Here is a 22,171-nt window from a genome sequence, read left to right as displayed (position 1 = left end):
GTTTAAAGCCCGAGCTTCTTCGGCGCGCCTCTGCCTCCCATCCACTCAGCAAGGTTCCGATGGAGGTTTATCACCTTCTGCTCCTGGTGCGGGTTCGGCAGAGCACCACGGAAGCCGCTCGACTTCATGCCTTTGTGCACGAACTCCATGTTCAGAAAATCCTGCTCCAGCACTGGCCCCCAGTTCTCGGCGGTCGGCTCAGCGTAGACCCACTCGGTCTCTGGCTCTTCACCCTCCGGGAAGCGCTCGAGCGCATAGCTCTCGAAAATGCACTTGCTCGGATCGTCGCCATATGGGCGTACCCGATAGCATGGGCCGGCGAAGGTCACGTCGTGCAGGATGTTCTGGTTAGGCCACAAGGCCCATGCCAAGCCCGACTCGTGTTGGACGTCGGGCGGTACGTCGGGCCAGATCACACCCCGAGCGGCGTCATCCGCTCGGGCCTGCCCGCGCCAGTGCGCAATGCACTCGGCCGGGCTCACGCCTTCTGGCAATTCATCGATAAGCCGCTTTGCTGCATTCACCAGCGTCTGCGTCGACGCGGTGTAATTCACGGTCTCGTAGTTCTCGCGGATCAGCTCGTACGTTGATATTCGAGGATCCTCGCCCTTGCCTGCGCGAACAGTGCCTGAGCTCTCGGCCATCTGGTACTTCTCGTCGCGGGTGTCGTAGCTAGAGACCGAATGAAGCCCGTACTGCTTCGAGCAGGCATAGTACTCACCGTAAGCAAGAAGCTGCGTGTGCGTGGCTGCAATGTGGTACGGCTCGAGAAAGGCCTCGATCGCAACCTTCCAGTTGCAGGGGTAGATCGCCCACTGACGCCATTTGTAGCGCATCTTGTCGAGCTCGAAGTAGTCGAGCAGCTCGCCGGCACGCCCCATCCACTCGCGCAGCGGAGCGCAGTGTGGGTCCATATTGATGTAGATGAAGCCGCCCCAAGTATCGACCCTTACCTCCGAGAGGCAGGTCATGTCCGGCGTAAGACGCCCGCCCCAGTCCTGAGGGTCGAGAATGTACGTGTTGTTGCCCTCGAGGTTGAAGGTCCACCCATGGAACCCGCAGACGAAGTTCTTGCGGTTGTTCCCGCGCACGGAGTGGACTTTTCCGGGTAGCATATCGGGAACCGAGATCAGCTGGCGTCCGCGATGCGGGCAGACGTTGTGAAACGCACGGAGCGCCCCATCTTCCATGCGAACAACGATGATGGAGTCGTCCCCTACGTCGTAGGTAAGCCAGTCGCCGGGGCTCGGGATGTCCGTCTCACGCTCGACCATCTGCCAGATCTTGGGCCAGAGAAGCTTCTTCTCGGCTGCCAGGTAGTCGGTCGAGTGGAAGGCTTCGCTGCCGTACGTCACCGGCCGCTCATCATCCATGTCACGGGCGGTGACGTCCAGTTTCACCATCTCGTTCAAGGCAAACCTCCTAAGTTGGTTTTCCGCCGGCGGAGCGGAGCATGGACTTGGTCGCCGCCATTGCGGCGGCGAGCTGAGCGTTTCAGCGATTGCCGAGAAGCGAGCTGCGGAGCGTGAGCTGCAGGAACACGGAGCGGGGCGGACCGGCGATGCCCAAAATGTCGGCTTGAGTGGTGCTGGCCGTGCCCGTGCCACTGCCCGTAAACGCCAGAGTGCCACCGGTTGCAGTATAGAGCTTATTCGTCAGATTACGCCCGATCAGCGCCAACTCCCAGGACTTGGTTTCGCCGCTGAAGATGGAGAGGCTCCCATTGAGCAGCCAGTAGCCTCGCTGCCGAGCGAGGGGGTGCGCTTCGGTCTGCGTGGCGTAGGAGCTCGTGTACAAGGTATCGAAGGCCAGCGAGCCGCCAAGCCCTGAGCTGAACTCGCGCTCGTAGCTAAGGCCGCCTGCCAGCGACCACTTCGGCGCGCGAGCGAGTTGCTGCCCTGACTGGTCCTGACCATTGTATGGGTTGGCCGCGCTGCCTGCAGTCGCGGGGCTTGCCGGGTTGCGGGGAAGCAGGTTGCAACCTGCTGTAACTGACTGTCCAGCGTAGCAGCCGCCGATGAAGTCTCGGTACTTGGCGTCGTTATAAGCGACCGCGCCGCGCAACTCGAGCCCTTCCACGCTGCGGGGCCGCACGGTTGTGCTGAACTCTACGCCCTGCACCCGCGCCGATCCTGCATTCTGGACGCGCTGCGTGAAAGCGACTTCGTCCCAGCGCGAGAGCTGGAGTCCGTCGTAGTCGTAGCGATAGCCGACGAGATCGAACTGCACCTGCCGGTCGGCAAGGTTGCCCTTGATTCCGATTTCACCGCCCTTGGCGCTCATCTGCTCGAAAGAGAGATCGCGGGCCGCGATGGAGGGGAACGCCCCAGTCGCGCCAGTCCTGAGCGGGCCTGGCGTGGTGTTGAAGCCGCCCGAGGTAAAGCCCTCGCGGTACGCACCGTACACCGTGAGATCGCTAGTTGGCTTATAGGTCAGCGTGACGTCCGGCGAGAAATCGTCATACTTGCGGTTCGGGTTTAGGATGAGGAAGGGGCTGGCGTTCGTGGGGGTCGTTGCCACTGTGCCCTTCAGGTGCTTCTCCTCCCAGGACTGGCGCGCGCCGACCGCCAGTTCGAGGCGGTCACTGAACTCGTAGCGAGCCTGCCCAAAAAGCGAGTAAGCCTGCGTGTTCTGATCATAGAAGGTCGCGGCAACAAGCGCGGGCGCCGCGATATTCGTGAAGAAGGCTTGCCCGACCGTCAGCTTGCCGTCTTGATAGAAGCCGCCGACCGTGAAGTTGAGGGGGCCGTCGAGGTCCGACGAAAGCCGCAGTTCCTGGCTGATCCCCTCGATCTTCAGGTCCAAGGACGCGCCCGTGCGCGGATCGTTGACTGAGGTGAAGGAGCCGAGGCCATCCTCCTGAAGCCGATAGAAGCCCGATACGGACGTCAGCGTAATCGTGTCCGCGAGATCATAGTCAATCGATCCGGAAGCCAGAAATTGGCGTGATTTGATATGTGACGGCCCCTCGAGCGACGGGTGAAGCGCGGCGACGCCGGGCGGCAGCGCGACTTCCGTGTAGTACCTGTTGAGCTTGCAGTCCGTGCTGACCGGCGCCACTTGCGACGCTCCGCTGGGACAGAACACCGCCTGCCCTACACCACCTGGTCCAAAGCCGTCGCGATCGCGTTGCCCGTGATTGACCTTGAGCTTCACCCGCAACGCGTCATTGGCTGACCTGAAGGTCAGAGTGCCACGGATGAAGAAATCTTCTGCATTGTTGCTCTTGGAACTGGCCCCAGGGGTTCGGCCGCTGACCGGCACGCCGAGATTGCGGAACCAACCATCTTCCTTAGAGTAGTACGCCACCACGCGAGCGCCAACGTTGTCCGAAAGTGGTCCCGAGACGATACCTTCAACGAAGCGTTGATCAGCTGCGAATTCATAGCCGGTTCTCAGGCGCGCCTCGAACGAAGCCCCCGGATCGGCAGATATAAGGGAGATGATGCCCCCGGGGCTATTCTTTCCGTAGAACAGGGACTGTGGGCCTTTGAGGACTTCCACGCGCTGCAGGTCGAACTGCCCCAGACGCACTGCATTGCCGTAGCTGATCGGGATGCCATCGAGGTTCAGCGTTACGGCTTGCTCGGTTGAAGGATTGGCGAGTCCAGCGCCAATTCCACGGAGGTTGATCGAGCCTCCAGCCTGGTTCGTGGACTCGCCAATGACAAGCTGAGGCACTCGTTCGCTGATGGCTGTCAAGGAGCTGGTCGCGTACCTGTCGAGCGCTTCGCCCGAGAGAGCTGATATTGCGACGGGAACGTCCATCAATCGTTCGTCACGCTTGCGTGCAGTGACGATGATGTCGCCGGTCGCAATCTCCTGCCCCGTCGCCTGCACGCGATCCGCCGGAGGCGCGGGATCCACCTGTCCTGCCCAAGCGGATTGAGCGCCTGCTGTCCACATGACCGCGGTCAACAGAAATGCCTTTGCCTGCCTCACTGTTCGCCTCCCTTTGTGCGGGGGCTTACCCGCATTGCTTTATTGCCGACTTTTGGCCGGTCTCGACTCGTTGACTAACACAGAAAGAATGAATGAACATTCTTTTTTCTGTCGCATGCTCTCGGCTGCGTTGGGATGTTGAGATTGATGAGCTAGGGCTTGGTAGATCGTTAGCTCGGATACGACTTTATATGGTTCACAGTGTTGAAGCTTTGGCCCGCCGCCGGGAGCGAACGGAAGCCAGGCAAGAACAGGTTTTGAATGCGGCAGCAATTTGCTTTCTTGCAGAAGGATTCAACGGCGCGAGCATGTCACGCATCGCTGCCGAGGCAAAGATGAGCGTCGGGCACATTTACCAGTACTTCGAGAACAAGGAGGCGATTATCATCGCCCTGTGTGAGCGTCGCTTCAGCGAGTTCGAGCAACTACTTGTCGACGTCGAGCGCAAGCACCACGAAAATGCCGCCTCGCTCGCAGAAGCCTGGATTTCGCAGTTCACATGGTGGCTCGAACCGACTCGCGCACCTTTGACGCTTGAGATCATGTCAGAGGCAGGCCGGAACCCGAAAGTCGCTCACGTTGTCGCAAAGATAGACCGGAAATTTCGCGACATTATGCGTGGGAGCTTGCTGCCGTTAGCCGGTCCAATCTCCAACGGCGAAGTTGAGGCACGGTTGGAAGCGATCGTCATGCTAGCGCACGGAATGACAAGCCGCATGACGGCCGATCCAGCAGCAGATCCCCGCAATCTTCTCTCCGCATTGAGTTTGACCGTACACAAGCTCTTGGGGCGCGAGCCGCGACCAGCAGCAAGCGACGACGAAGGGCCGATACGGAACAGCGACTGAATGACCGCTCATGGGATGGGATTCGAGCGCATGTCCGATTCGATTGTTTGATACGAACTGCGCGGCCGTCTTCGCTCTTCGCTCTGGAGCCGATCACCGATACCTGCCATCGGTCTATTGTGCGTGGCCGACTCCGCGAGTGGTTCGCGGAGCCGGAGGTTAGTTTAGATTTCGGTTCTCTCGGAGAGAGTGAGGGCGTCGTCGATATCAACGCCGAGGTACCGGACCGTATTCTCGATGTTGCTATGGCCGAGCAGGATCTGCACTGCTCGTAGGTTTCCAGTCGCCTTGTATATCAATGCGGCTTTTGTGCCTCGCAGAGAGTGCGTGCCATACTTGCGATGATCCAGCCCCACCGTCGAAACCCACTCATCGACAAGACGGGCGTACTGCCTTGTGCTGAGATGACCCATGTAATTCACGCGGCTGGGAAAGAGAAAGTCGCGCGTGGAGCCGCGGCGTCGCTCCAGCCATGCCGTGAGGCTTTTTCGAGCTTCCGTCATGATCTCGAATTGCACGGGCCTCCCCCGTTTTCTGCTGAATTACAGTTGACCGATTTCGGATGCTCCCGCCGCTGACGACATCACCGATCCTGAGCTTGACGAGGTCGCAGCCTCGAAGCTTGCTGTCGATCGCCAGGTCGAACAACGTCCGGTCGCGTAATCGCCGATGCTCGTCGAGATAAAAGCGGATAGTCCAGATCTCGCGCGGCTTCAGCGGGCGTTTAGGCCCGACATTTAGGCCTGCATTCCAAGAGCGCCGATCGTGTACGGCAGGGTCAAGGTCTGAGTGTCCCATGAAGCTACTCCAATGGCCGAGATGCCATCTGAAATATGGGTGCGGTTACGGCGATCAGGTTAGTCAAGTGTCGCGCGACACTTGACATTAAGGCCGATACTGGATACCTGCAATGGATGGAAATCGAGAGCATCCGGCATAAAGGCCTGCGGCGCTTCTTTGAAACGGGCAACGCGAAAGGGCTGGTTGGCGATGCAACTCGGCTTCGCAAGATGCTTGCGTTCATTGATGCGGCGGAAAGCTTTGAAGAGCTGTCGGTGCCCCCTAATTTCGGTTTGCACGAACTGACCGGGGACCGGAAGGGAAGCTGGTCGATGACTGTGACGAGGAACTGGCGAATGACCTTTGGCGTGAATGCCGAGGGTGCGTTGATCGATCTGGATCTGGAGGACTATCATGGCGCTTAGGATGCACCCGTCTCTGACCGTCCATATTGGCGATTGGCTAAAGACGGAAATCGTGGAGCCTGCCGGAGTGAACGTGACGGCCTTGGCACAGCACTTTGGCGTCTCGCGGCAGGCACTGAGTACGCTGCTCAATGGCAACGCAAGCCTTTCGGCGGATATGGCGATCCGGTTTGAGAAGGCCTTTGGAGTCAGGGCTGATACGTTGCTGCGGATGCAGACTTCCTACGAACTCGCGCAAGCCCGCGAGCATGAAGGCGACATCAAGGTTCGCAAATTCGCGAAAGCGGCCTGACGCCGACAAACCCGCCGTTCCGTCGACCAAATTGACTTCCTGGTAGCGGCCGTCCCTTCATCTCGTTCAAGGCTTTGGATTTTCGGCCCCAAACGCGGACTTGTATTGTCGGGCAACCCGGAGCGTCAGCGAACTTTCAATCCGAGTTCACTCAGAAGCTGACTTGCCTGCTCGCTTGAAATTGTTGCACCGCGAAACTGTGATGCATCTCCAAGCCGGACGCCGCCGAGGTCCGCGCCGCGCAGGTCGGCCCCGTCAAATCGAGCGGCATCCAGCAGCGCATCACGCAAACTGCAATCGTTGAAAGTGGCATGGCGAAAATCACATTTGCGCAGGTCAGCTTGTGAAAAGTCCAAGCGCGTCAGCGTAGCTTTCCGAAAGTCCCGGCCGGGCATCTTGGCATTGATGAACAAGGTTTCCTCGAACCGGACTTCCAGCGCCCTCACGTCAGTCATGTCTGCGCCCGTGAACTTGCACCCGACGATTTTGGCGCTGTCGAGATTGCTGCGTTTGAGCGCGGCATTGTTGAAATCGCTATTGGCGAATGACGCTTCGGATAGGTCGCAGCCGACAAACGAAGCAAAGGCTGCGCGACATGATCGCCACTTGGAGCGTTCGAGTTTCGCTCCATGGAAATCGGTCTGCCGAAGGTCACATTTCTCGAACGACCATTGCGACAGATCCAGACCAGAAAGATCGCCCCCGACGAGTTCGCATTCGACGACTGTATGCGGCCTTCCGGCAAGCTTTTCTACGTCCCTTCTGACAAGGGTCCGCTGTTTCAGCACCGGCTGGGGGAAGAGGTCTTCCATACTCCATCCTTATCACTGTGAGTATTGGATGCTAGTCTCGGGCGTTGCCGAGGAAGGCGGCCACATCGAAACGAGCTGAAGCTCGGTTCTTGCCGACAAAGCCGACGTTACAAAGCTGGAGCTTGCTTCTTGAAAGCTGCCGATCATTCATGAGCCGGTTTGCCAGCCCTGCGTTCGATCGCAGGGCTGGCAAAGGTCATATCTCCGTACGTTCCGACAACGTGAGAGCATCGTCCACATCTACACCAAGATATCGCACGGTGTTCTCGATGTTGGTGTGCCCTAATAGTATCTGCACTGCCCGCAGATTTCCGGTAGCCTTGTAAATCATCGAGGCCTTGGTTCTGCGCATCGAGTGTGTTCCGTATTCTCGCTTGTCGAGACCGACAATTGAGACCCATTCGCCAACTAGGCGCGCGTATTGTCGCGTACTGAGATGACCGAGATAGTCGATCCGGCTGGGGAAAGCGAAATCAAGGATCGTTCCGCCGCGACGAGCAAACCACGCTTCAAGGCTCTTTCGAGCCTCGGTCATGATTTCGAACTGCACCGGCCTGCCGGTCTTCTGTTGTATCACAGTGGAGCGGTTTCGAATGTGACCGCCGCTCACCACGTCGCCGATTTTGATCTTCACAAGGTCACAGCCGCGCAACTTGCTGTCGATCGCAAGATCGAACAACGCGCGATCCCTTAGACGTTTATGTTCATCGAGGAAGAAGCGGATGGCCCAAATGTCGCGAGCTTTCAGGGCCCGCTTGGGGCCGACGTGCCGGCCCGCATTCCAAGGGCGGCGCTCGTGAACGGCAGGATCAAGATCTGAGTGTCCCATGATGTTTCTCCATCGGCCGTAAAGGGCCATGAAAGAAACGCGGGCAAGCTCGATCCGCCCAATGATGGATTCGACTTCACAGCCGATCTAAGGCCCCTTCATCGCAGCAGTTGTCGGCTTCGATCCGGACAACCGTCTTGTACGCGCTGATTCGAAGAACGGTCTTTCGTTACCTCTCCGCCGGGGTGAACGACCGTTCGCTCTTCTGCAGCGCTCAACGCCGCGGTGACGGCTCAGTCGGGTAAGAGCAGGCTTCGCTCGACGGCTATGAACGACCTCTTGCGCCATACTTAACACTCGTCTAGTTGCGACTGAATCGCAGTAGCAGGGGTCTTCATGAGATTGGGTTTGCAAGCCGCATTCGCGGCGGTTCTTACGCTAGCTGCAGGTACCAATCCCGCGTTCGCGCAAGACGCAGACGAACCAACCGACGAGATCATCGTCAACGGTCGAGCGCAAAGGCTATACCGCGTTGATACCACGACCGTGGGCAAAGTGGCCGAGGACCCGCTCAACATCCCGCAGGCTCTTCAGGTCATCAATGCCGAGCTGTTCCGCGACCAGGGCGCGCGCGATGCGACCGACCTGTATCGCAACATCTCCGGGGTCAGCTTCTTCAGCTACGCCGGCGTCACCTTTCGCGGCTTCCGCCAGGATCAGTCGTTTTATGACGGCCAGCGCGGCAATCCCTTCATCGGCTTCTCGGTGCCGCAGCTGTTCAACATCAGCCGGGTGGAAGTGCTCAAAGGACCGGCCGGGCTGTTCTTCGGTCCAGGATCGCCGGGCGGGATCATCAACTACGTCTCGAAGGTGCCGGAGGACAAATCCTCACTGCGACTGGTCGGCACGCTGGGCAACTACAATCGCGCAGGCATGTCCGCCGATGCCACCGGGCCGATCGACGCCGATGGGGTCGTCACCTACCGGGTCGGCGGCTTCTACGAGTCCATGGCTCCTTACCGCACTAACACCAAGAGCAAGTCGCTGATCGGTGACGGTGGATTGTCGATCAAGACCAACCCCGGCGGCAAGCTGACGCTGCAGGCGACGGTCTACGACAACGACCTACCCGGCAATCGCCTTCGCGGCGTACTGACCGACGATGCCGGCAACTTCCTGACCGACATTAGCTGGAACGCCAACGAGCCGACCGACTTCCTTCGCCTGAAATCGAAAGCGATCCAGGCCCGCTATGCCACGACTATTGGTGAGGCGGTGACCTTCGATGCTGGCGCCCGCTACTTCAAGTCGAAGGAGACGCAGCAGTACCACGAGCCGCGCGGGCTTGTGGCCGGCAACCCCGATCTTGTCGCCCGCGAGTTCCGCGACCAGATCCGCGATGTCGATGGCCTGTCGTTCATGGCCAACCTAAGCGCGAACGTCGGCCTCTTCGGCATGGAGCACAAGTTCCAGGCCGGTGGCGACTGGTATGACGAGACCAACGTGCTGGACTCGCGCATCCTGCGCACCGGGGTCACGCCGCTGAGCCTGAGCAACCCGGTCTACGTCACCTCGGCTCGCGATGTGGCGCGCGCAGCCGCCTTGCCGTTCACCACCACCGACACCCGCACCAAGCGCAAGGGCGCCTATCTGCAGGATCAGGTCAGCCTTACCGAGGCGTTGCTGCTGGTGGGCGGCGTGCGCTACGACAAGTTCGACGATCGCGTGACCACCAGCACCGGCGGCCGCGTCGACGCGCGATCTTCCTACAGCGACGGCGACGTCACTTATCGTGCGGGCGCCGTGTTCAAGCCGCGCCCCGATGCCTCTCTCTATGTCAGCTGGTCGGGCAGCTTTGAGCCACAGGCGGCCGCAAGCCAGAGCACGGACGTGGGCGGACCCTTCGCGCCCGTCACCGGCAAGCAGGTCGAGGCGGGCATCAAGTCGAACCTGTTCGCGGGCCGCTTGCAGGCGAACCTTGCGGTCTACCGGATCGTCCGCCGCAACATCCTCCAGGCCGACGTGACTCTGCCCCCGGTGAATGGCCAGGACCAGCTTCGCCCGATCGGGGAAGTGACGAGCAAGGGCGTCGAGCTGGACCTCGCCACCGACATTACGCCCGACTGGGTGCTGCTGGCGAACTACGCCTACAACGACACCAAGATCACCGACACCGTGGCCGGGCAGGCGGTGACGAACGCCGTGGGTAACCGCTTCGCCAACGCCCCCAAGCACAAGCTGGGCTTCTGGATGCGCTACCAGTTTCCGGCGATCAGCACCGCGATCGGCTTTGGCGGTGAGCATGTCTCGCGTCGGATCAGCCTCTCGGGCCAGCAGGTAAAGCCCTACACCATCTTCGATGCCTCGCTGACCAAGGGATTTGGCTTCGCCGAGCTGCTGCTGCGCGTCGATAACATCTTCGATAAGGTCTATGCCGCCTCCGGCTTCTCCGATCGCAGCGGCCACTTCCCCGGCGAGCCGCGGACCTTCCTGGCGGAGCTGCGCTTCGGCTTCTGAAGATGGTGCGGGCAAGCGAGGCATCAAAGAAGGCGGCCACTCCGGCGAAGCGGAAGAAAGTCCGGTCGCTCTGGTGGATCGTGCATAGCTGGTTGGGGCTGAAGCTCTCCATCTTCCTCAGCTTCATCCTGCTGACCGGTACGTTGGCCGTCTTCGCGCATGAGATTGATTGGCTGGTGACCCCGGCGATGCGGGTCACGCCCCAGGATGCCCAGCAAGCCTCGTGGGGCAAGCTGGCGCAGGCAGCCACCCGAACCGATCCGAGCGCCCGGCTGCAGACGCTCTACGCTCCGATCGACCCCTGGTTCGCGGCCGAAGCCTGGATGGATCACGGCAAGGGCGCCCCCTCACGCGTCTACATCGATCCCTGGACGGCGCAGGTCACCGGCACGCACGGGTGGGCCAATGCGCATCGCTTCCTGCGCCAAGTGCACCGCCACCTCATGCTGCCGACCAAGATCGGCATTCCCATCGTTTGCTCGCTGGCCCTGTTGCTGGTGATCTCGCTGGTGACCGGCATCGTGACCTACAAGAAGTGGTGGCGCGGCTTCCTGCGGCGGCCGCGCGGAGGCGATGCGCGCCGACTGACGGGCGATCTCCACCGGCTCGGCGGCCTTTGGAGCCTGTGGTTCGTGGCGCTGATCGCGGTAACGGGCATCTGGTATCTGGTCGAGACGCTCGGCGGCAACGCCCCGGTGCCCAAGCTGCCGCAGGTTACGACCTCGGCGCCACTCCCCACCGGCCCTGCGCTTGATCGGATGGTGGAACTGGTGCACCGCGAACGCCCGACCCTCCAAATCCGCGAGATCCGCTTCACTCAAGACAATGGCTTGATCTTCCTGGGCCAGGACCAAGCCTGGCTGGTGCGCGACCGCGCCAATGGCGTGGCGGTCGATCCGTCCACCGGCCGCGTGACCATGTCACTCGACGGCCGCGACCTCAGTGTACACCAGCGAATCTCCGAGATGGCGGACCCCCTGCACTTCGGCACTTTGGGCGGTATAGCAACCAAGATCATCTGGTTCGTCTTCGGCGCCCTCTTGACCGCCCTCGCCGTAACCGGCGCAACAATCTACACCCTGCGCCTCGCCAAGGAAGGGCAGGCGGTCCAGCGCAACCTCAAGGTCGCGTGGACGGGAATGGGCGCCTGGGCCTACGTCTGCACCGCGTTCGTCCTGCTCGCCCTTGCACTTACGCCGGGAGCAATCGTAGGCGCCAGTTAGACGATCAACCATACTGACCCGAAACTGGTAGATTAGCGCAGCTGTCGCCGACATAGCAGTCGTTCCGCGTTCCGCGACAGCATATCGAAACCTGCCCTACGTTCAGCCTCTCCACACCCGAGAATAGCGGGGAGGGACACAAGCTGCCACCAGTTCATCGTCAACGCTGCTCTTTGGTGCAGGCTCATTGTAGAGCTACCACCAGTCTCTTTGGAGCGCGGAAAACTGGTGGCGGTTGGATCCCGCGACCGTGTCGCTTCGCCTAGCAGCCTCGCACTCGCCCCGACGCACGGTCGTCAATTCGAACCTTAGCCTGAGGGATCAGCTACGAGTGCACCGACTACCGCTTCAATGCGAGCCCCAGAGCTTTTTGCATTCCCTTTCAGCTTCATCCCCTTGCAACGGCATGTCCGCCGTCCACAGCCAAGCATGACCCGGTAGCGTATGATGACAAATCGCTGACGAGGTAGAGTACAGCGCCGACAATCTCCTCGGGTTCTCCGCCGCGGCCGAGCGGCATGTTCTTGCGAGCATGCTCGGCGAAGCCGTCAGTCCTTGACCAAGCCTTCGTGCCATCGGTGTGGAAGGGTCCAGGCATCACCGTGTTGACACGCACCGCCGGCCCAAACTCCTTGGCAAATGTTTGGGTCAGGACGTGGAGGCCTGCCTTGGCGGCTGCATAGGGGGCGAAACCGGGCTCGGGCCGGAGTGCTCCGGATGACGAGACGTTTACGATCGTCCCTTTGCCGCGCTGCTGCATCTGCTCGCCGAAAAGAGCGCAGAGACGGAACGCCGATCGCAGGTTGACCGCAATGACGTGATCGAAGGCGGCTTCGCTTGTCTCGATCGAGGAAGGCTCCACTGGCGATTTGCCCGCGTTGTTCACCAGGATGTTCGCGCCGCCCCACCGTTCGGTGACCTCAGTGAAAAGGCGGTCGCAGCTGTCCCACTCGCTGGCGTCGAACGCATGGGCAGAAGCCAGGCCGCCCCGACCGACCAGTTCATCCGCCAGTGCCTCGCACGCGTCCAGCTTTCGGCTGGCGATAGCAACGCTCGCGCCGGCCTGGCTAAGACCCCGCGCAATGGCACGCCCGAGGCCACGGCTACCGCCGGTGACGACGGCGACATGGCCGCTCAGATCGATTGCGTAGCTCATTGCAGGGACCTTCCTCAGATGTTCTTCACCAGCGCCGCCGACTGTCGACGACGAGCGCTCGGCCGGCCGGCAACTTGGCTAGTCGGAGAGGCCGAGCGCGGCGTCGTGCTTGTGCAGGGCAGCTGTGCGCTTGGTGGGAATGTGCTCCGTCGGGAACAGTCCGGGCGCGGGTGCAGCGGTCTTCAGCAGGGCGTTCGCGACCTGGACCTTGTGCACCTCGGTCGGCCCGTCGGCAACGGCCAGCATCGGCACCCCCATCCACATCTTGGCGAGCGGCGTCTCGTGGGTCGTGCCCAGCGCCCCGTGAAGGTGGACGGCCCGCTGAACAATGTCGTGGTAGACCTTGGCCATTGCCACCTTTGCCATGCCGATCAGCATGCGCGCGGCGCCATGCGGCTGGGTATCGATCGTCCAGGCAGCCTTGAGCACCAGCAGGCGGTATTCCTCGAGTTCGATCGCCGAGTCCGCGATCATGCCCTTAACGAACTGGTGGTCGCCGAGCTGACGTCCTTGCGTGCGGCGGGAGACCGCGCGCTCGAGCATCATCTCGAGCGCTCGCTGGCACTGGCCGACGACGCGCATGGCGTGATGGATTCGTCCGCCGCCGAGCCGGGCCTGCGCGACCTTGAAGCCCTGGCCCGAACCGCCGAGCATGGCGTCGAGCGGTACGCGAACCTGGTCGAAGCGCAGGTAGGCGTGGATCGCGTCCTCCTCGGTATCGTTCATACCGGCGACATTGCGGATGATCTCGATGCCGGGCGTCTCGATCGGCACGATGAACATGGAAAGCCGCTCGTGCGGTGCCGCATCGGGCTCCGTGATAGCCATGACGATGAGGAAGGAGGCGAAGCGCGCATTCGAGGCGTACCACTTTTCGCCCTCGATCACCCACTCGTCGCCCTCGCGCCAAGCCTTGCAGGTGAATTCCTTGGGATCGGCGCCGGCCTGCGGCTCGGTCATCGCGTAGGTCGAGACGATCTCGCCATCGAGCAGCGGCTGAAGGTAGCGCTCCTTCTGCTCGTCGGTGCCGAACATGGCGAGGATCTCGGCGTTGCCGGTGTCGGGCGCGGCACAGCCGAAGACCACCGGCGCCCATGATGCGCGTCCGATGATCTCGTTCATCAGCGCCAGCTTGAGTTGTCCATAGCCCTTGCCGCCGAGCTCCGGCGTAAGATGACACGCCCAGAGGCCTTGTTCGCGCACCTTGTCCTGCAAGGGCCGCAGCATGGCGCGCGACTTTTCGTTGTGAACGTCGAACTGCGCGCCACCATGCGGGAACAGCAGGTCGAGTACCTCGACCTCCTGGCGTACGAACGTGTTCATCCATTCGAGCTTGGCCTGGAACTCGGGGTCAACGGAGAAATCCATATCTATCGTCCTTCACCAGAGATGACCTGGCGGCCCTTGGTGGTCAGCCAGGTCGAATATTCACGAATGGAGATGCCGACGTTCTCCGGCACCTTGCCTGCGCGCGCAGCCGCGACCGTGCCTTCCAGAAGGCAGGCGAGCTTGTAGCAGGCGAGCGCGAAGAACCACGGCACGGCGGCGGGGTCTCGACCGGCCGCCCGGCAGTAGCGGCCCGCGAGTTCGGCGCGGCTCGAGAAGCCATCCCAAGGCGTCACCATCGGCTTCTTGCCATCAGGATCACCGGGTTCGATCCAGCTGGACAGAATCCAGCCAAGGTCGATCATGGGATCGCCCAGAGTCACCAGTTCCCAATCGATAATTCCCGAGACCCGCGGGGCCTCCAGCGAAAACATGACGTTGGGAAACTGAAGGTCTCCGTGCATCAAGCCGATGCGCCTGTCCTGCGGCAGGTTGGCCTCTAGCCAGCGGCCGATCTCGTGAAAGTGCGGGAGCTCAGCCGGATCGTAACCTGGCGTGGCCGCGTAGCCGCCGAGCTGCTTGCGCCAGCGCTCCACCTGACGCTCGTGCCAGGCATCGGGCTTGCCGAGGTCAGACAGGCCAAGCCCTGCATAGTCTACCGCGCCAAGAGCGACTGCGGCATCGACGAGCGTCTCGCCCATTGCCTTGCGCCACGACGCGTCCCCCGCGTAGCGCCCTGGCAGTTCGCCCGACTTCGCGAAGCCTTCAAGGTCTTCCATGAGGTAGAAGGTCGCGCCGGTAACGGACTCGTCGTCACATAGGGCATAGAATCCGGGATGGGGCACGTTGGTGCCGGCGAGTGCCTGAAGGACGCGGCTCTCCCGGCGCATCGTCTCGCCGGCAGTGGGCCTCGCACGCTTCGACGGGCGGCGCAGGATAAGGCGCGTGTCGCCCCTCTCGACCAGCATGACCGTGTTCTGGATGCCGCCGGACAGCTTTCGTGCGGCGGTGACAGGACCTGAGCCCGGCACGTCAGGTTGTGCCGCGATCCAGGCGGCAATGTTCGGCCAGTTGAGAAGCCCATCGAGATCTTCAATTGCTGTGTCGGTGGTCATGGCGCCCTCTCCGTTCGTTGCCTCCATTGCTGGAGCGGAAACAGGGAACAGGCTAGCGGCAGGGACCGGTCGATCTAGACGTGCTGCACGCTTCGGGACATATTCGGTCGGTGACTGAAGCAGCATTCCCTTATGGTTGCACCACGGTAATCGAGGGGCGCCTCGATACCTTGGGCGCCTCGTTGAAGGTGCTGCGATATCAGGGGAGCGCTCCGCTGACCGATGGCGGCGCTCGCCATCAGGTCCATTGGCTGGAGCTCGTCCTGGCACCGCGATCGCGAAGCATTACGGCATCCTTTTCCCGGTACGGGGAGCGCTCCCGACACGAGCCTATGGGCGATCTGGTGTTCCTCCCGGCCGGCGAGGAGGTGAAGCTCCGCACTGATACAGGACCTCGCCACACCGCGATCGTGTGCGAGATCGATCCCGGCGCATTTCGGCATTGGACGGGCGCGGATCCGCACATCCCCTCTCATAGTCCGGAACGGCTGCTCGATATCCCGAGTGGAACGATCCGCCACCTCATGCGGCGTCTCGCGGAGGAGACAACGGCACCGGGCATTGCAAGCCCGCGCCTGACCGAGGCTCTCTTCGTGCAGTTGACCATCGAGTTGGCTCGATACTGCGAAGCTGCGGAAGACTCACCGGAGGCGAGCGGTCTGGCGGGTTGGAGGCTGCGCCTGATCGACGAGCGGGTTGCGGATTTCGCCAATCCGCCATCGCTGTCGGAGCTCGCCGCGCTGTGCGGGATGTCCGTTCGTCAACTAACACGGGCCTTCCGCGCTTCGCGCGGCTCCACCCTTGGCGAGCACCAGCTCCAACTTCGCCTCGAAGCGGCGAAGCGGGCCTTGGCTGGAACGGCTTCCATCAAACAGATAGCATTCTCGTTGGGGTTTTCGTCGCCATCAAGGCTCGCCCACGCCTTTCGGCGGAGCTTCGCGATCACTCCGCTCCAGTACCGGCAGCGGGTACTTAGGCAAGAGCGAGAGAGCGGCTGGAAGGGTATTAGATGACCGTTTTCGCTCTTCGCAGCCGAGCCACGCTCTCTTCGTGAGCGACGGTCGATTGCGTGGTGGCCGCATGCCGCGCTAGTCCTGTGCCATGACCAAGACGATCATCGATTGGGCGAGAGGCGATCTGTTCGGCCTCGACTTCCCCACGCACCCGGAAGCGCTGAAAGCAGGCGGCCCTGAATTCCTCACGCGCGCCTTCCGCGCGACCGGCACGTTGGGGGAGGGCAACAGCGTCACGCGGGTAACCGGGCTCGACGAATGGATGCTAGGCGGTACTGGCGTGAAAGCTCTGTTATCGGTCGCCTATGAGCACGACGCGCCCGGGTTGCCGCGCGATCTCTTCGTCAAGTTCTCGCGCAACTTCCATGACAAGGTGCGAGATAGTGGCCGCCATCACATGCCACCGGAGGTGCGGCTGGCGGTCCTATCGCGCGATCCGCACTTTCCGGTGGCCGTACCCAAGTGCCTCTATGCCGACATCGAGCAGGATACGTTGACTGGCATCATCGTTACCGAACGCGTTCCCTATGGCCAAGGCGACGTTGAGCCCCATTACCTCAAATGCATGGACCAGATCCTGCCCGAGCCCCTGACGCATTATCGGGCCCTGGTCTCAAGCCTTGCGCAGCTCTCAGGCGCGCACAAGTCGGGCCGGCTCGGCGACATTGTAGAGCGGTATTTTCCACTGGACCTGGACAGGTTGATCGCCCGCCGCCCCCGTTTGGAAGCACCGCTCTTGATCAAGCGGATCAATCGCCTCGCCGAATTCGTCCTGCAGCATCCGCATCTGGTGCCGGCGCATATCGCGGACCGCGCCTTCCTCGAAGGCTTCTGCGCTGCTGCCCCGTTGGTGGTCGAGCAACAGGATGACATCTGGCGCTTCCTGCATGCGCGACCGGACATGCTCGCGCTCTGCCATATGAACGCCAAGGTCGACAACGCCTGGTTCTGGCATGAACCGGATGGCGCGCTCCGTTCCGGTTTGATCGATTGGGGCAGCGCCGGGCAGATGTCCGTGGCCTCGTCGATCTGGGGCTGCATCGGCGCGGCGGAGCCCGAGACGCACGATGGGCATCTCGACGAACTGCTCGATCTCTTCGCCGCCGAATATGCGCGCGCAGGCGGCCTCCTGCTCGATCGGGCCGAGCTGGCACAGCATGTTGAGTTGCACGTGATGATGTCGGCGCTGCACATGACGACAGCTCCCCCGGCAATCCTGCGCGAGGTGCCCGATCCGAGTGCCGCTGTCGACCGCCACGATCCGATCTTTACGGCCAACGAAACAGCCCGCGTGCAGCTCAAGATCACCATCTCGCTCTTGAACATGTGGAGGCGCCGCGATCTTGGCCGGCTGCTACAGCAAGATGCGCCTTGGCGAACTTAGGCCAGAGTTCCCTTTCGCCGACTTAGCAGTCGCTTCGGCTGTCGGAGCCCACGATCAATACTTGCCGTTGGTTCACGTGAAGGCCAGTTTGTCACTTCCATCACATTTCCCGGTTACTTTGCTATGGTGGAACCATGTCACTGTTAGACAGCCTTGGGATACCGCTGCCCATCGTGCAGGCGCCTATGGCGGGCGTGTCCACCCCCGAACTGGCCGCCGCCGTAAGTAACGCCGACGCGTTGGGCTCAATCAGCGTTGCCGCCACCGATGCTGCCGGCGCGCGGGAGATGATCGCAGGCATACGTCTTCTCAGCAATCGCCCGTTCAACGTCAATGTCTTCGTCCATCAACCGACGGCTCAGGATGCCGCCCGCGAGGCCGCGTGGATCGCTGCAATGGCGCCACTGTTCCATGAGTATGGAGCGCAGCCTCCGGCAGCACTTCGCCCGATCTACAGGAGCTTCATCGAGGACGACGAGATGCTGGCGCTGCTGTTGGAAACCGCGCCGGCCGTCGTCAGCTTCCATTTCGGTTTACCTGATGCCGGTCGGATCGCGGCGCTGAAGAACGCAGGATGCCTGTCGCTGGCCACGGCCACCAGCCTCGGCGAGGCCCAAGCCGCAAAGGCGGCAGGGATCGATGCGGTTGTCGCGCAGGGCTGGGAAGCGGGTGGACATCGCGGAGTGTTCGAACCCGATGCTCCCGACGCGCGCCTTGGAACCCTGGCACTAACCAGGCTGCTGGCGCGCCGCAGCGGCCTGCCGGTCATCGCTGCGGGTGGGATCATGGATGGACACGGCATTTGTGCCGCGCTCGACCTTGGCGCCGTTGCGGCCCAGTTGGGGACGGCTTTCGTCGCCTGTCCAGAAAGCAGCGCCGATGCCGCCTACCGCGCCGCGCTCGCCGGTCATGCCGCTATGAACACGGTCATGACCTCGGCCATTTCGGGGCGACCTGCTCGAGGCCTGCCGAACCGCTTCACTCAATGGGGCGAGAATGTCGGTTTGCCGCATCCCGGCTATCCAGTGACCTACGATGCTGGCAAGGCTCTGATCGCCGCAGCGAAGGCAGCCGGCGAGACAGGCTACGCCGCGCAATGGGCCGGACAGGGCGCGCCACTGTCGCGCCCCATGCCTGCTGCTGAGCTTGTCGCGCTTCTTGCAGATGAGTTGCGCTCCCGGAACTGAGAGAAGCCGGAATCGCCCCACTTCCGGACATAGCGTAGCGCTTCGGTGCTGCCCATTTGCAGACATCACCAATCGACCAGTTCGTCGCTCCCTCCGAATGAGAGAGGAAGCCTAGCGTAATGAGGCAGGGCATCGATCACGGGCAGCACGGCGTCCGCGCAATGTAGATGCATCTGAGGAGTGAACGTTCCTTCCGGCAGAAGATAGGCATTTAGGCTCCGTAGCCCCGCAGATGCCACTTCCGTGAAAAGCGGCGTTGCGCATGCTGGGCAGCGCAACCTTGGTGTGCCATTGACCGTCATCGCGATCGGCTCGCCGCTCGTTATCTGCACCGCGTCAGCAGGATAAACGGAATTGAGAACGTAGGCGGCTGCTTGAGAAATCTGACAGTCAGAACAATGGCAGTATACCTGCGCCAATGGCTCTGCAGTGATCTTCAGCGCGACGGTGCCGCACAAGCAGTGAGTCTCGATCATTGACGCTCGTCCCATGGCTATGAATGTAGGCTATGCTGCTATCGTTGAACTATGGCTGGTTTCCACCAGAACGCGACAGATCACGCTGGCGGCTACCGCCCAGGACCGGACACTTAGCTGCGCATTACAAGCGACGTATCGCTCAGCTCAATAACGGGGGTTTCCCAAGGATGAGCTGCTAGGATCGCTGTCATAGCCCCTGAAATGGCATCAGACGATGCGTCACTGGGCACGTAAATCGTCAGAACCACGGTGGGCGATGCTGTCGTAGCTCCGGCTTCGCCCAAGGTTGGTCTAGCTTCAACGCTGGGGGTAAACAGCTCCCAACCCAATGACACTTCCATGACCGACTTGTAGATGCCGAAGTCGCCCAGCGGATTGTCGGCACGCACCACGTCCACGATCGCCGCCAGGGCAGACCATTGATCGATATCGTCAAGCCTTCCTTCTTGAATCAACTTCAAAGTCGCACGGTCGACAGGGCAGTATATCTTGATCGCCTTGGCGGACCTAGTGCGTGTGATCGTAGACATGGCGCCTTCGTAGCGCATGGTGCTCGGTCGCGCGAGCGTCTGTCTTGCATCGGTACCATTCACGTCGCTCAAAGCGTATGGTCTTCCTGCCAAGTGCGGATGGCGCTGCGCTCGATCCGCGAACGCCTACTTCCCACCAACTTCGGGCAAAAGCTTCCCGGCAGGAGCCGCCGACAGGGCCGCCGTTCGCGACGCCAGAGCTGCTCCTAAAAACCAGTCGTTCGTTCATGGTCTGATGCGGGGCTCGTACGACCAGGATCAAGGCTGTCGACTGGCGCTACGTTGACACCTTTGTTGCGGTTAGCCGATTGGCCTGCGACTGCTGGTGTCCCGAAGCAATAGCGAAGGCTATTCGCGAACGAGCCAGGCGAATGCGCAACGCAAACGCGCCGCGGCATCTTTCTCGAAGGGGGCCCCATGTGCAAAGATGACTCGCCGGGGCTGCAGTCGCACGATCTTTTGCACCTGAGCTTTGGCTTCGCTTCCTCCCAGGCGCAACGCTGTCCGCACGTGCAACGCCGTCGTTCCACGCGTTCCCGCTGCAGCCCGCGCGACCATTCGGGCAAGCGGCGCGAGCTTCGAGGCCTCCAAGTTCTGGATGAGGTCACACAGCAGCAGCGTGGCCGAGGGGCGGTGAAAAAAGAAGCACTCCTCGAAGCCACCGCCACCGGCGACCAGTCCCTGTTCGATCACGTCGCGCCATTGTGAAGGTGCGTCTTCCCCAAGGTCCCGGTCGATGCGCGTGCCAGAGGTCTGCACCTGTGCACGATCACGAAGGCCCGGCACTGCCCAACTCGTTGCTTCCGGAAAGGCAGCCTGCCAGTCGCGCAGATACAGCCAGTGAGCGAAGGTTGGAGCGATCAGATGCGCAATCCGCCCCAGTGCGGAGATGCTCGCCGTGAGCTCGGCCGTGCAGCGGGTGGGCGAATGGAGCATGAGATCGCCGTTCGGCAACCGGATGATCGTCATCCGCACCGGCAGGCACAGGCCACTCGCGGTGATCGTTGTATCCACGATCCAGAGATCGTCGCCTAGCTGCTTCAGCTTGTCGAGTGGGAGGTATCCGACCCGGGTCTCGTCCCACTCGCTCTGCGATTTCGATGCCTGGCGGTAGAGAACCAGCGTGCCTGCAGTAGCGAGGGCAGAACCCAGGGCTATCGTCGTGTGGCGTCCAAGTGCCATATCGTCACTCCCTCACGAAGCGAAGGCTTTAAGCAGAGGTTCGGTTCCGAGAAGCTGACAATAGCCTCCGTTCGAAGAGTCGAATTCGCTTGCTGATAGCTGTCGGTCGTTCAGGTACCTTCACTTGGCTGCCGAGCAGTTTACAAGGTGCTTTTTCGCAACGCAATGGATGAGCTATGATCAGACTCTTGCTGGCGATGGCGGTGCTAGTCCCTGCGGTATCGGCCGCGGCTCATCCGATGCTTGCCGACTTCGACTATGGCTGGCCGGTACAGCGCTATCCGCTGACGAGCCAGCGCGAAGCCATGGAAATGGCATATTTAGATATCCGCCCGCCAGGCGCTAATGGCCGAACCGTCGTGTTGCTCCACGGAAAGAACTTCTGCGCTGGCAGCTGGGAAGGTACGATCCGCCGACTTGTTGCGGCCGGCTATAGGGTGGTGGCACCCGATCAGATCGGCTTCTGCAAATCGAGCAAGCCCGCGCGCTACCAATACGGGCTGCACACGCTCGCCGCCAATACCGCCGCCTTAGTGGCGTCGCTTGGTGTCGAGAAGCCAGTGGTCGTCGGCCACAGCATGGGCGGTATGCTGGCAATGCGGTACGCATTGCAGTATCCCGAGGCCGTGTCGAAGCTGGTGCTGGTCAACCCCATCGGCCTCGAGGACTGGCGGGCCATGGGCGTTCCTAATGCAACAGTAGACTCGCTGTACGAGGGCGAGCGCAAGACAACCCGCGCCAGCATCAAGGCCTACCAGCAGGCAACCTATTATGCCGGCGAATGGCGGCCTGAGTACGATCGCTGGGTCGACATGCTGGCCTCGATGTACCTGGGTCCGGAGGGCGAGGTCGTCGCATGGCATCAGGCCTTGACCGCGGACATGGTTTTCAACCAGCCGGTCATCCATGAACTGGAGCGCGTCGCAGTGCCAACGGTGCTGATGGTCGGCGAGAAGGACAATACCGCCATAGGCAAGAACCGAGCCGACAAGGTATTAGCGGCGCGACTGGGAAACTATCCGCTGTTGGCACGCGAGGCGGCGCGGCGAATTCCCGGCGCGCGGCTGATAGTCTACCCGGATTACGGCCATTCGCCTCAGATCCAAGCGCCAAACGCATTCCATACCGACCTTCTAGACGCGCTTCGCTAAGGACCGCACGGCTTTTGCAATATGTGCATGGGCGCCAACA

General features: G+C 61.5%; 19 protein-coding genes and 1 pseudogene. 9 read left to right on the top strand and 11 right to left on the bottom strand.

Annotation, left to right across the window (positions count from 1 at the left end; all coding sequences use genetic code 11):
• Positions 1-2: 2 nt before the first annotated feature.
• Positions 3-1,403 (bottom strand): aromatic ring-hydroxylating oxygenase subunit alpha, encoded by a 1,401-nt coding sequence (locus ABUH87_RS10530; RefSeq protein WP_367773364.1) that lies wholly within the window; start codon positions 1,401-1,403, stop codon positions 3-5.
• A gap of 91 nt (positions 1,404-1,494) precedes the next feature.
• Positions 1,495-3,942, bottom strand: a complete 2,448-nt coding sequence (locus tag ABUH87_RS10525; protein WP_367773338.1) for a TonB-dependent receptor — start codon at positions 3,940-3,942, stop codon at positions 1,495-1,497.
• 92 nt (positions 3,943-4,034) lie between these two features.
• On the opposite strand from ABUH87_RS10525, the gene ABUH87_RS10520 reads away from it, so the two are divergent.
• Complete coding sequence (locus ABUH87_RS10520) at positions 4,035-4,790, top strand: TetR/AcrR family transcriptional regulator (RefSeq protein WP_367773336.1); 756 nt, start codon at positions 4,035-4,037, stop codon at positions 4,788-4,790.
• Between the two features lie 164 nt (positions 4,791-4,954).
• On the opposite strand, the pseudogene ABUH87_RS10515 reads toward ABUH87_RS10520, so the two are convergent.
• Positions 4,955-5,588: pseudogene (locus ABUH87_RS10515) on the bottom strand (tyrosine-type recombinase/integrase).
• A 35-nt stretch (positions 5,589-5,623) separates the two neighbouring features.
• Here ABUH87_RS10515 and ABUH87_RS10510 point away from each other — a divergent pair.
• Together ABUH87_RS10510 and ABUH87_RS10505 are read left to right on the top strand one after the other, a co-directional pair.
• A complete protein-coding gene (locus ABUH87_RS10510) occupies positions 5,624-5,995 on the top strand; it encodes a type II toxin-antitoxin system RelE/ParE family toxin (RefSeq protein ID WP_367773334.1) in 372 nt (123 codons plus the stop codon).
• Positions 5,985-6,287, top strand: coding sequence for a HigA family addiction module antitoxin (locus ABUH87_RS10505; protein ID WP_367773332.1), 303 nt, complete (start codon positions 5,985-5,987; stop codon positions 6,285-6,287). Before ABUH87_RS10510 ends, ABUH87_RS10505 begins: the two co-directional genes overlap by 11 nt.
• A 125-nt stretch (positions 6,288-6,412) precedes the next feature.
• Here the strand turns inward: ABUH87_RS10505 and ABUH87_RS10500 are convergent, their stop codons facing one another.
• Entirely contained in the window at positions 6,413-7,099 is a 687-nt protein-coding gene (locus tag ABUH87_RS10500) for a pentapeptide repeat-containing protein (RefSeq protein ID WP_367773330.1), read from the bottom strand.
• 196 nt (positions 7,100-7,295) lie between these two features.
• Positions 7,296-7,928 carry a tyrosine-type recombinase/integrase gene (locus ABUH87_RS10495; protein ID WP_367773362.1) on the bottom strand — a complete coding sequence of 211 codons (633 nt, stop codon included), beginning with the start codon at positions 7,926-7,928 and terminating at the stop codon, positions 7,296-7,298.
• Positions 7,929-8,264: 336 nt separating this feature from the next.
• Here ABUH87_RS10495 and ABUH87_RS10490 point away from each other — a divergent pair, with 336 nt between their 5' ends.
• On the top strand, positions 8,265-10,385 hold the full coding sequence (locus ABUH87_RS10490) for a TonB-dependent siderophore receptor (protein WP_367773328.1): 2,121 nt from the start codon (positions 8,265-8,267) through the stop codon (positions 10,383-10,385).
• Between the two features lie 2 nt (positions 10,386-10,387).
• On the top strand, positions 10,388-11,608 hold the full coding sequence (locus tag ABUH87_RS10485; protein WP_367773326.1) for a PepSY-associated TM helix domain-containing protein: 1,221 nt from the start codon (positions 10,388-10,390) through the stop codon (positions 11,606-11,608).
• Positions 11,609-11,996: 388 nt separating this feature from the next.
• On the opposite strand, the gene ABUH87_RS10480 is transcribed toward ABUH87_RS10485, so the two are convergent.
• The 3 genes from ABUH87_RS10480 to ABUH87_RS10470 all read right to left on the bottom strand — a co-directional run bounded on the left by ABUH87_RS10480 (position 11,997) and on the right by ABUH87_RS10470 (position 15,205).
• On the bottom strand, positions 11,997-12,764 hold the full coding sequence (locus ABUH87_RS10480) for an SDR family NAD(P)-dependent oxidoreductase (RefSeq protein ID WP_367773324.1): 768 nt from the start codon (positions 12,762-12,764) through the stop codon (positions 11,997-11,999).
• Positions 12,765-12,842: 78 nt separating this feature from the next.
• Positions 12,843-14,132 (bottom strand): acyl-CoA dehydrogenase family protein, encoded by a 1,290-nt coding sequence (locus ABUH87_RS10475; RefSeq protein ID WP_367773322.1) that lies wholly within the window; start codon positions 14,130-14,132, stop codon positions 12,843-12,845.
• 2 nt (positions 14,133-14,134) lie between these two features.
• Positions 14,135-15,205 carry a phosphotransferase family protein gene (locus ABUH87_RS10470; protein WP_367773320.1) on the bottom strand — a complete coding sequence of 357 codons (1,071 nt, stop codon included), beginning with the start codon at positions 15,203-15,205 and terminating at the stop codon, positions 14,135-14,137.
• Positions 15,206-15,315: 110 nt separating this feature from the next.
• Here ABUH87_RS10470 and ABUH87_RS10465 point away from each other — a divergent pair, with 110 nt between their 5' ends.
• The 3 genes from ABUH87_RS10465 to ABUH87_RS10455 all read left to right on the top strand — a co-directional run bounded on the left by ABUH87_RS10465 (position 15,316) and on the right by ABUH87_RS10455 (position 18,789).
• Positions 15,316-16,218, top strand: coding sequence for an AraC family transcriptional regulator (locus ABUH87_RS10465; RefSeq protein ID WP_367773317.1), 903 nt, complete (start codon positions 15,316-15,318; stop codon positions 16,216-16,218).
• Between the two features lie 88 nt (positions 16,219-16,306).
• Positions 16,307-17,602 (top strand): hypothetical protein, encoded by a 1,296-nt coding sequence (locus ABUH87_RS10460; protein ID WP_367773315.1) that lies wholly within the window; start codon positions 16,307-16,309, stop codon positions 17,600-17,602.
• A 134-nt stretch (positions 17,603-17,736) separates the two neighbouring features.
• A complete protein-coding gene (locus ABUH87_RS10455; protein ID WP_367773313.1) occupies positions 17,737-18,789 on the top strand; it encodes an NAD(P)H-dependent flavin oxidoreductase in 1,053 nt (350 codons plus the stop codon).
• Positions 18,790-18,854: 65 nt separating this feature from the next.
• Here the strand turns inward: ABUH87_RS10455 and ABUH87_RS10450 are convergent, their stop codons facing one another.
• The 3 genes from ABUH87_RS10450 to ABUH87_RS10440 all read right to left on the bottom strand — a co-directional run bounded on the left by ABUH87_RS10450 (position 18,855) and on the right by ABUH87_RS10440 (position 20,980).
• Complete coding sequence (locus ABUH87_RS10450) at positions 18,855-19,265, bottom strand: GFA family protein (protein WP_367773311.1); 411 nt, start codon at positions 19,263-19,265, stop codon at positions 18,855-18,857.
• Positions 19,266-19,378: 113 nt separating this feature from the next.
• Positions 19,379-19,861 (bottom strand): hypothetical protein, encoded by a 483-nt coding sequence (locus ABUH87_RS10445; RefSeq protein WP_367773360.1) that lies wholly within the window; start codon positions 19,859-19,861, stop codon positions 19,379-19,381.
• Between the two features lie 285 nt (positions 19,862-20,146).
• Complete coding sequence (locus ABUH87_RS10440; protein WP_367773309.1) at positions 20,147-20,980, bottom strand: DUF4336 domain-containing protein; 834 nt, start codon at positions 20,978-20,980, stop codon at positions 20,147-20,149.
• Between the two features lie 176 nt (positions 20,981-21,156).
• Between ABUH87_RS10440 and ABUH87_RS10435 the strand changes: the two genes are divergently transcribed.
• Complete coding sequence (locus tag ABUH87_RS10435; RefSeq protein WP_367773306.1) at positions 21,157-22,131, top strand: alpha/beta fold hydrolase; 975 nt, start codon at positions 21,157-21,159, stop codon at positions 22,129-22,131.
• Positions 22,132-22,171: the final 40 nt, after the last annotated feature.

Origin of the sequence: Novosphingobium rhizovicinum, assembly GCF_040813635.1 — a bacterium.
Classification (GTDB): Bacteria; Pseudomonadota; Alphaproteobacteria; order Sphingomonadales; family Sphingomonadaceae; genus Novosphingobium; species Novosphingobium rhizovicinum.
Note: the sequence above shows the minus strand (reverse complement) of the source record. Positions and strands in the feature narration are given on the sequence as shown.

Bases quoted from the DNA above. Each gene is read 5' to 3' on its own strand.
- ABUH87_RS10530 (WP_367773364.1), bottom strand. From the start codon at position 1,403: ATGGTGAAACTGGACGTCACCGCCCGTGACATGGATGATGAGCGGCCG.
- ABUH87_RS10520 (WP_367773336.1), top strand. From the start codon at position 4,035: ATGAACATTCTTTTTTCTGTCGCATGCTCTCGGCTGCGTTGGGATGTT.
- ABUH87_RS10510 (WP_367773334.1), top strand. From the start codon at position 5,624: ATGGGTGCGGTTACGGCGATCAGGTTAGTCAAGTGTCGCGCGACACTT.
- ABUH87_RS10505 (WP_367773332.1), top strand. From the start codon at position 5,985: ATGGCGCTTAGGATGCACCCGTCTCTGACCGTCCATATTGGCGATTGG.
- ABUH87_RS10500 (WP_367773330.1), bottom strand. From the start codon at position 7,099: ATGGAAGACCTCTTCCCCCAGCCGGTGCTGAAACAGCGGACCCTTGTC.
- ABUH87_RS10495 (WP_367773362.1), bottom strand. From the start codon at position 7,928: ATGGGACACTCAGATCTTGATCCTGCCGTTCACGAGCGCCGCCCTTGG.
- ABUH87_RS10490 (WP_367773328.1), top strand. From the start codon at position 8,265: ATGAGATTGGGTTTGCAAGCCGCATTCGCGGCGGTTCTTACGCTAGCT.
- ABUH87_RS10485 (WP_367773326.1), top strand. From the start codon at position 10,388: ATGGTGCGGGCAAGCGAGGCATCAAAGAAGGCGGCCACTCCGGCGAAG.
- ABUH87_RS10480 (WP_367773324.1), bottom strand. From the start codon at position 12,764: ATGAGCTACGCAATCGATCTGAGCGGCCATGTCGCCGTCGTCACCGGC.
- ABUH87_RS10475 (WP_367773322.1), bottom strand. From the start codon at position 14,132: ATGGATTTCTCCGTTGACCCCGAGTTCCAGGCCAAGCTCGAATGGATG.
- ABUH87_RS10470 (WP_367773320.1), bottom strand. From the start codon at position 15,205: ATGACCACCGACACAGCAATTGAAGATCTCGATGGGCTTCTCAACTGG.
- ABUH87_RS10460 (WP_367773315.1), top strand. From the start codon at position 16,307: ATGACCAAGACGATCATCGATTGGGCGAGAGGCGATCTGTTCGGCCTC.
- ABUH87_RS10455 (WP_367773313.1), top strand. From the start codon at position 17,737: ATGTCACTGTTAGACAGCCTTGGGATACCGCTGCCCATCGTGCAGGCG.
- ABUH87_RS10450 (WP_367773311.1), bottom strand. From the start codon at position 19,265: ATGATCGAGACTCACTGCTTGTGCGGCACCGTCGCGCTGAAGATCACT.
- ABUH87_RS10440 (WP_367773309.1), bottom strand. From the start codon at position 20,980: ATGGCACTTGGACGCCACACGACGATAGCCCTGGGTTCTGCCCTCGCT.
- ABUH87_RS10435 (WP_367773306.1), top strand. From the start codon at position 21,157: ATGATCAGACTCTTGCTGGCGATGGCGGTGCTAGTCCCTGCGGTATCG.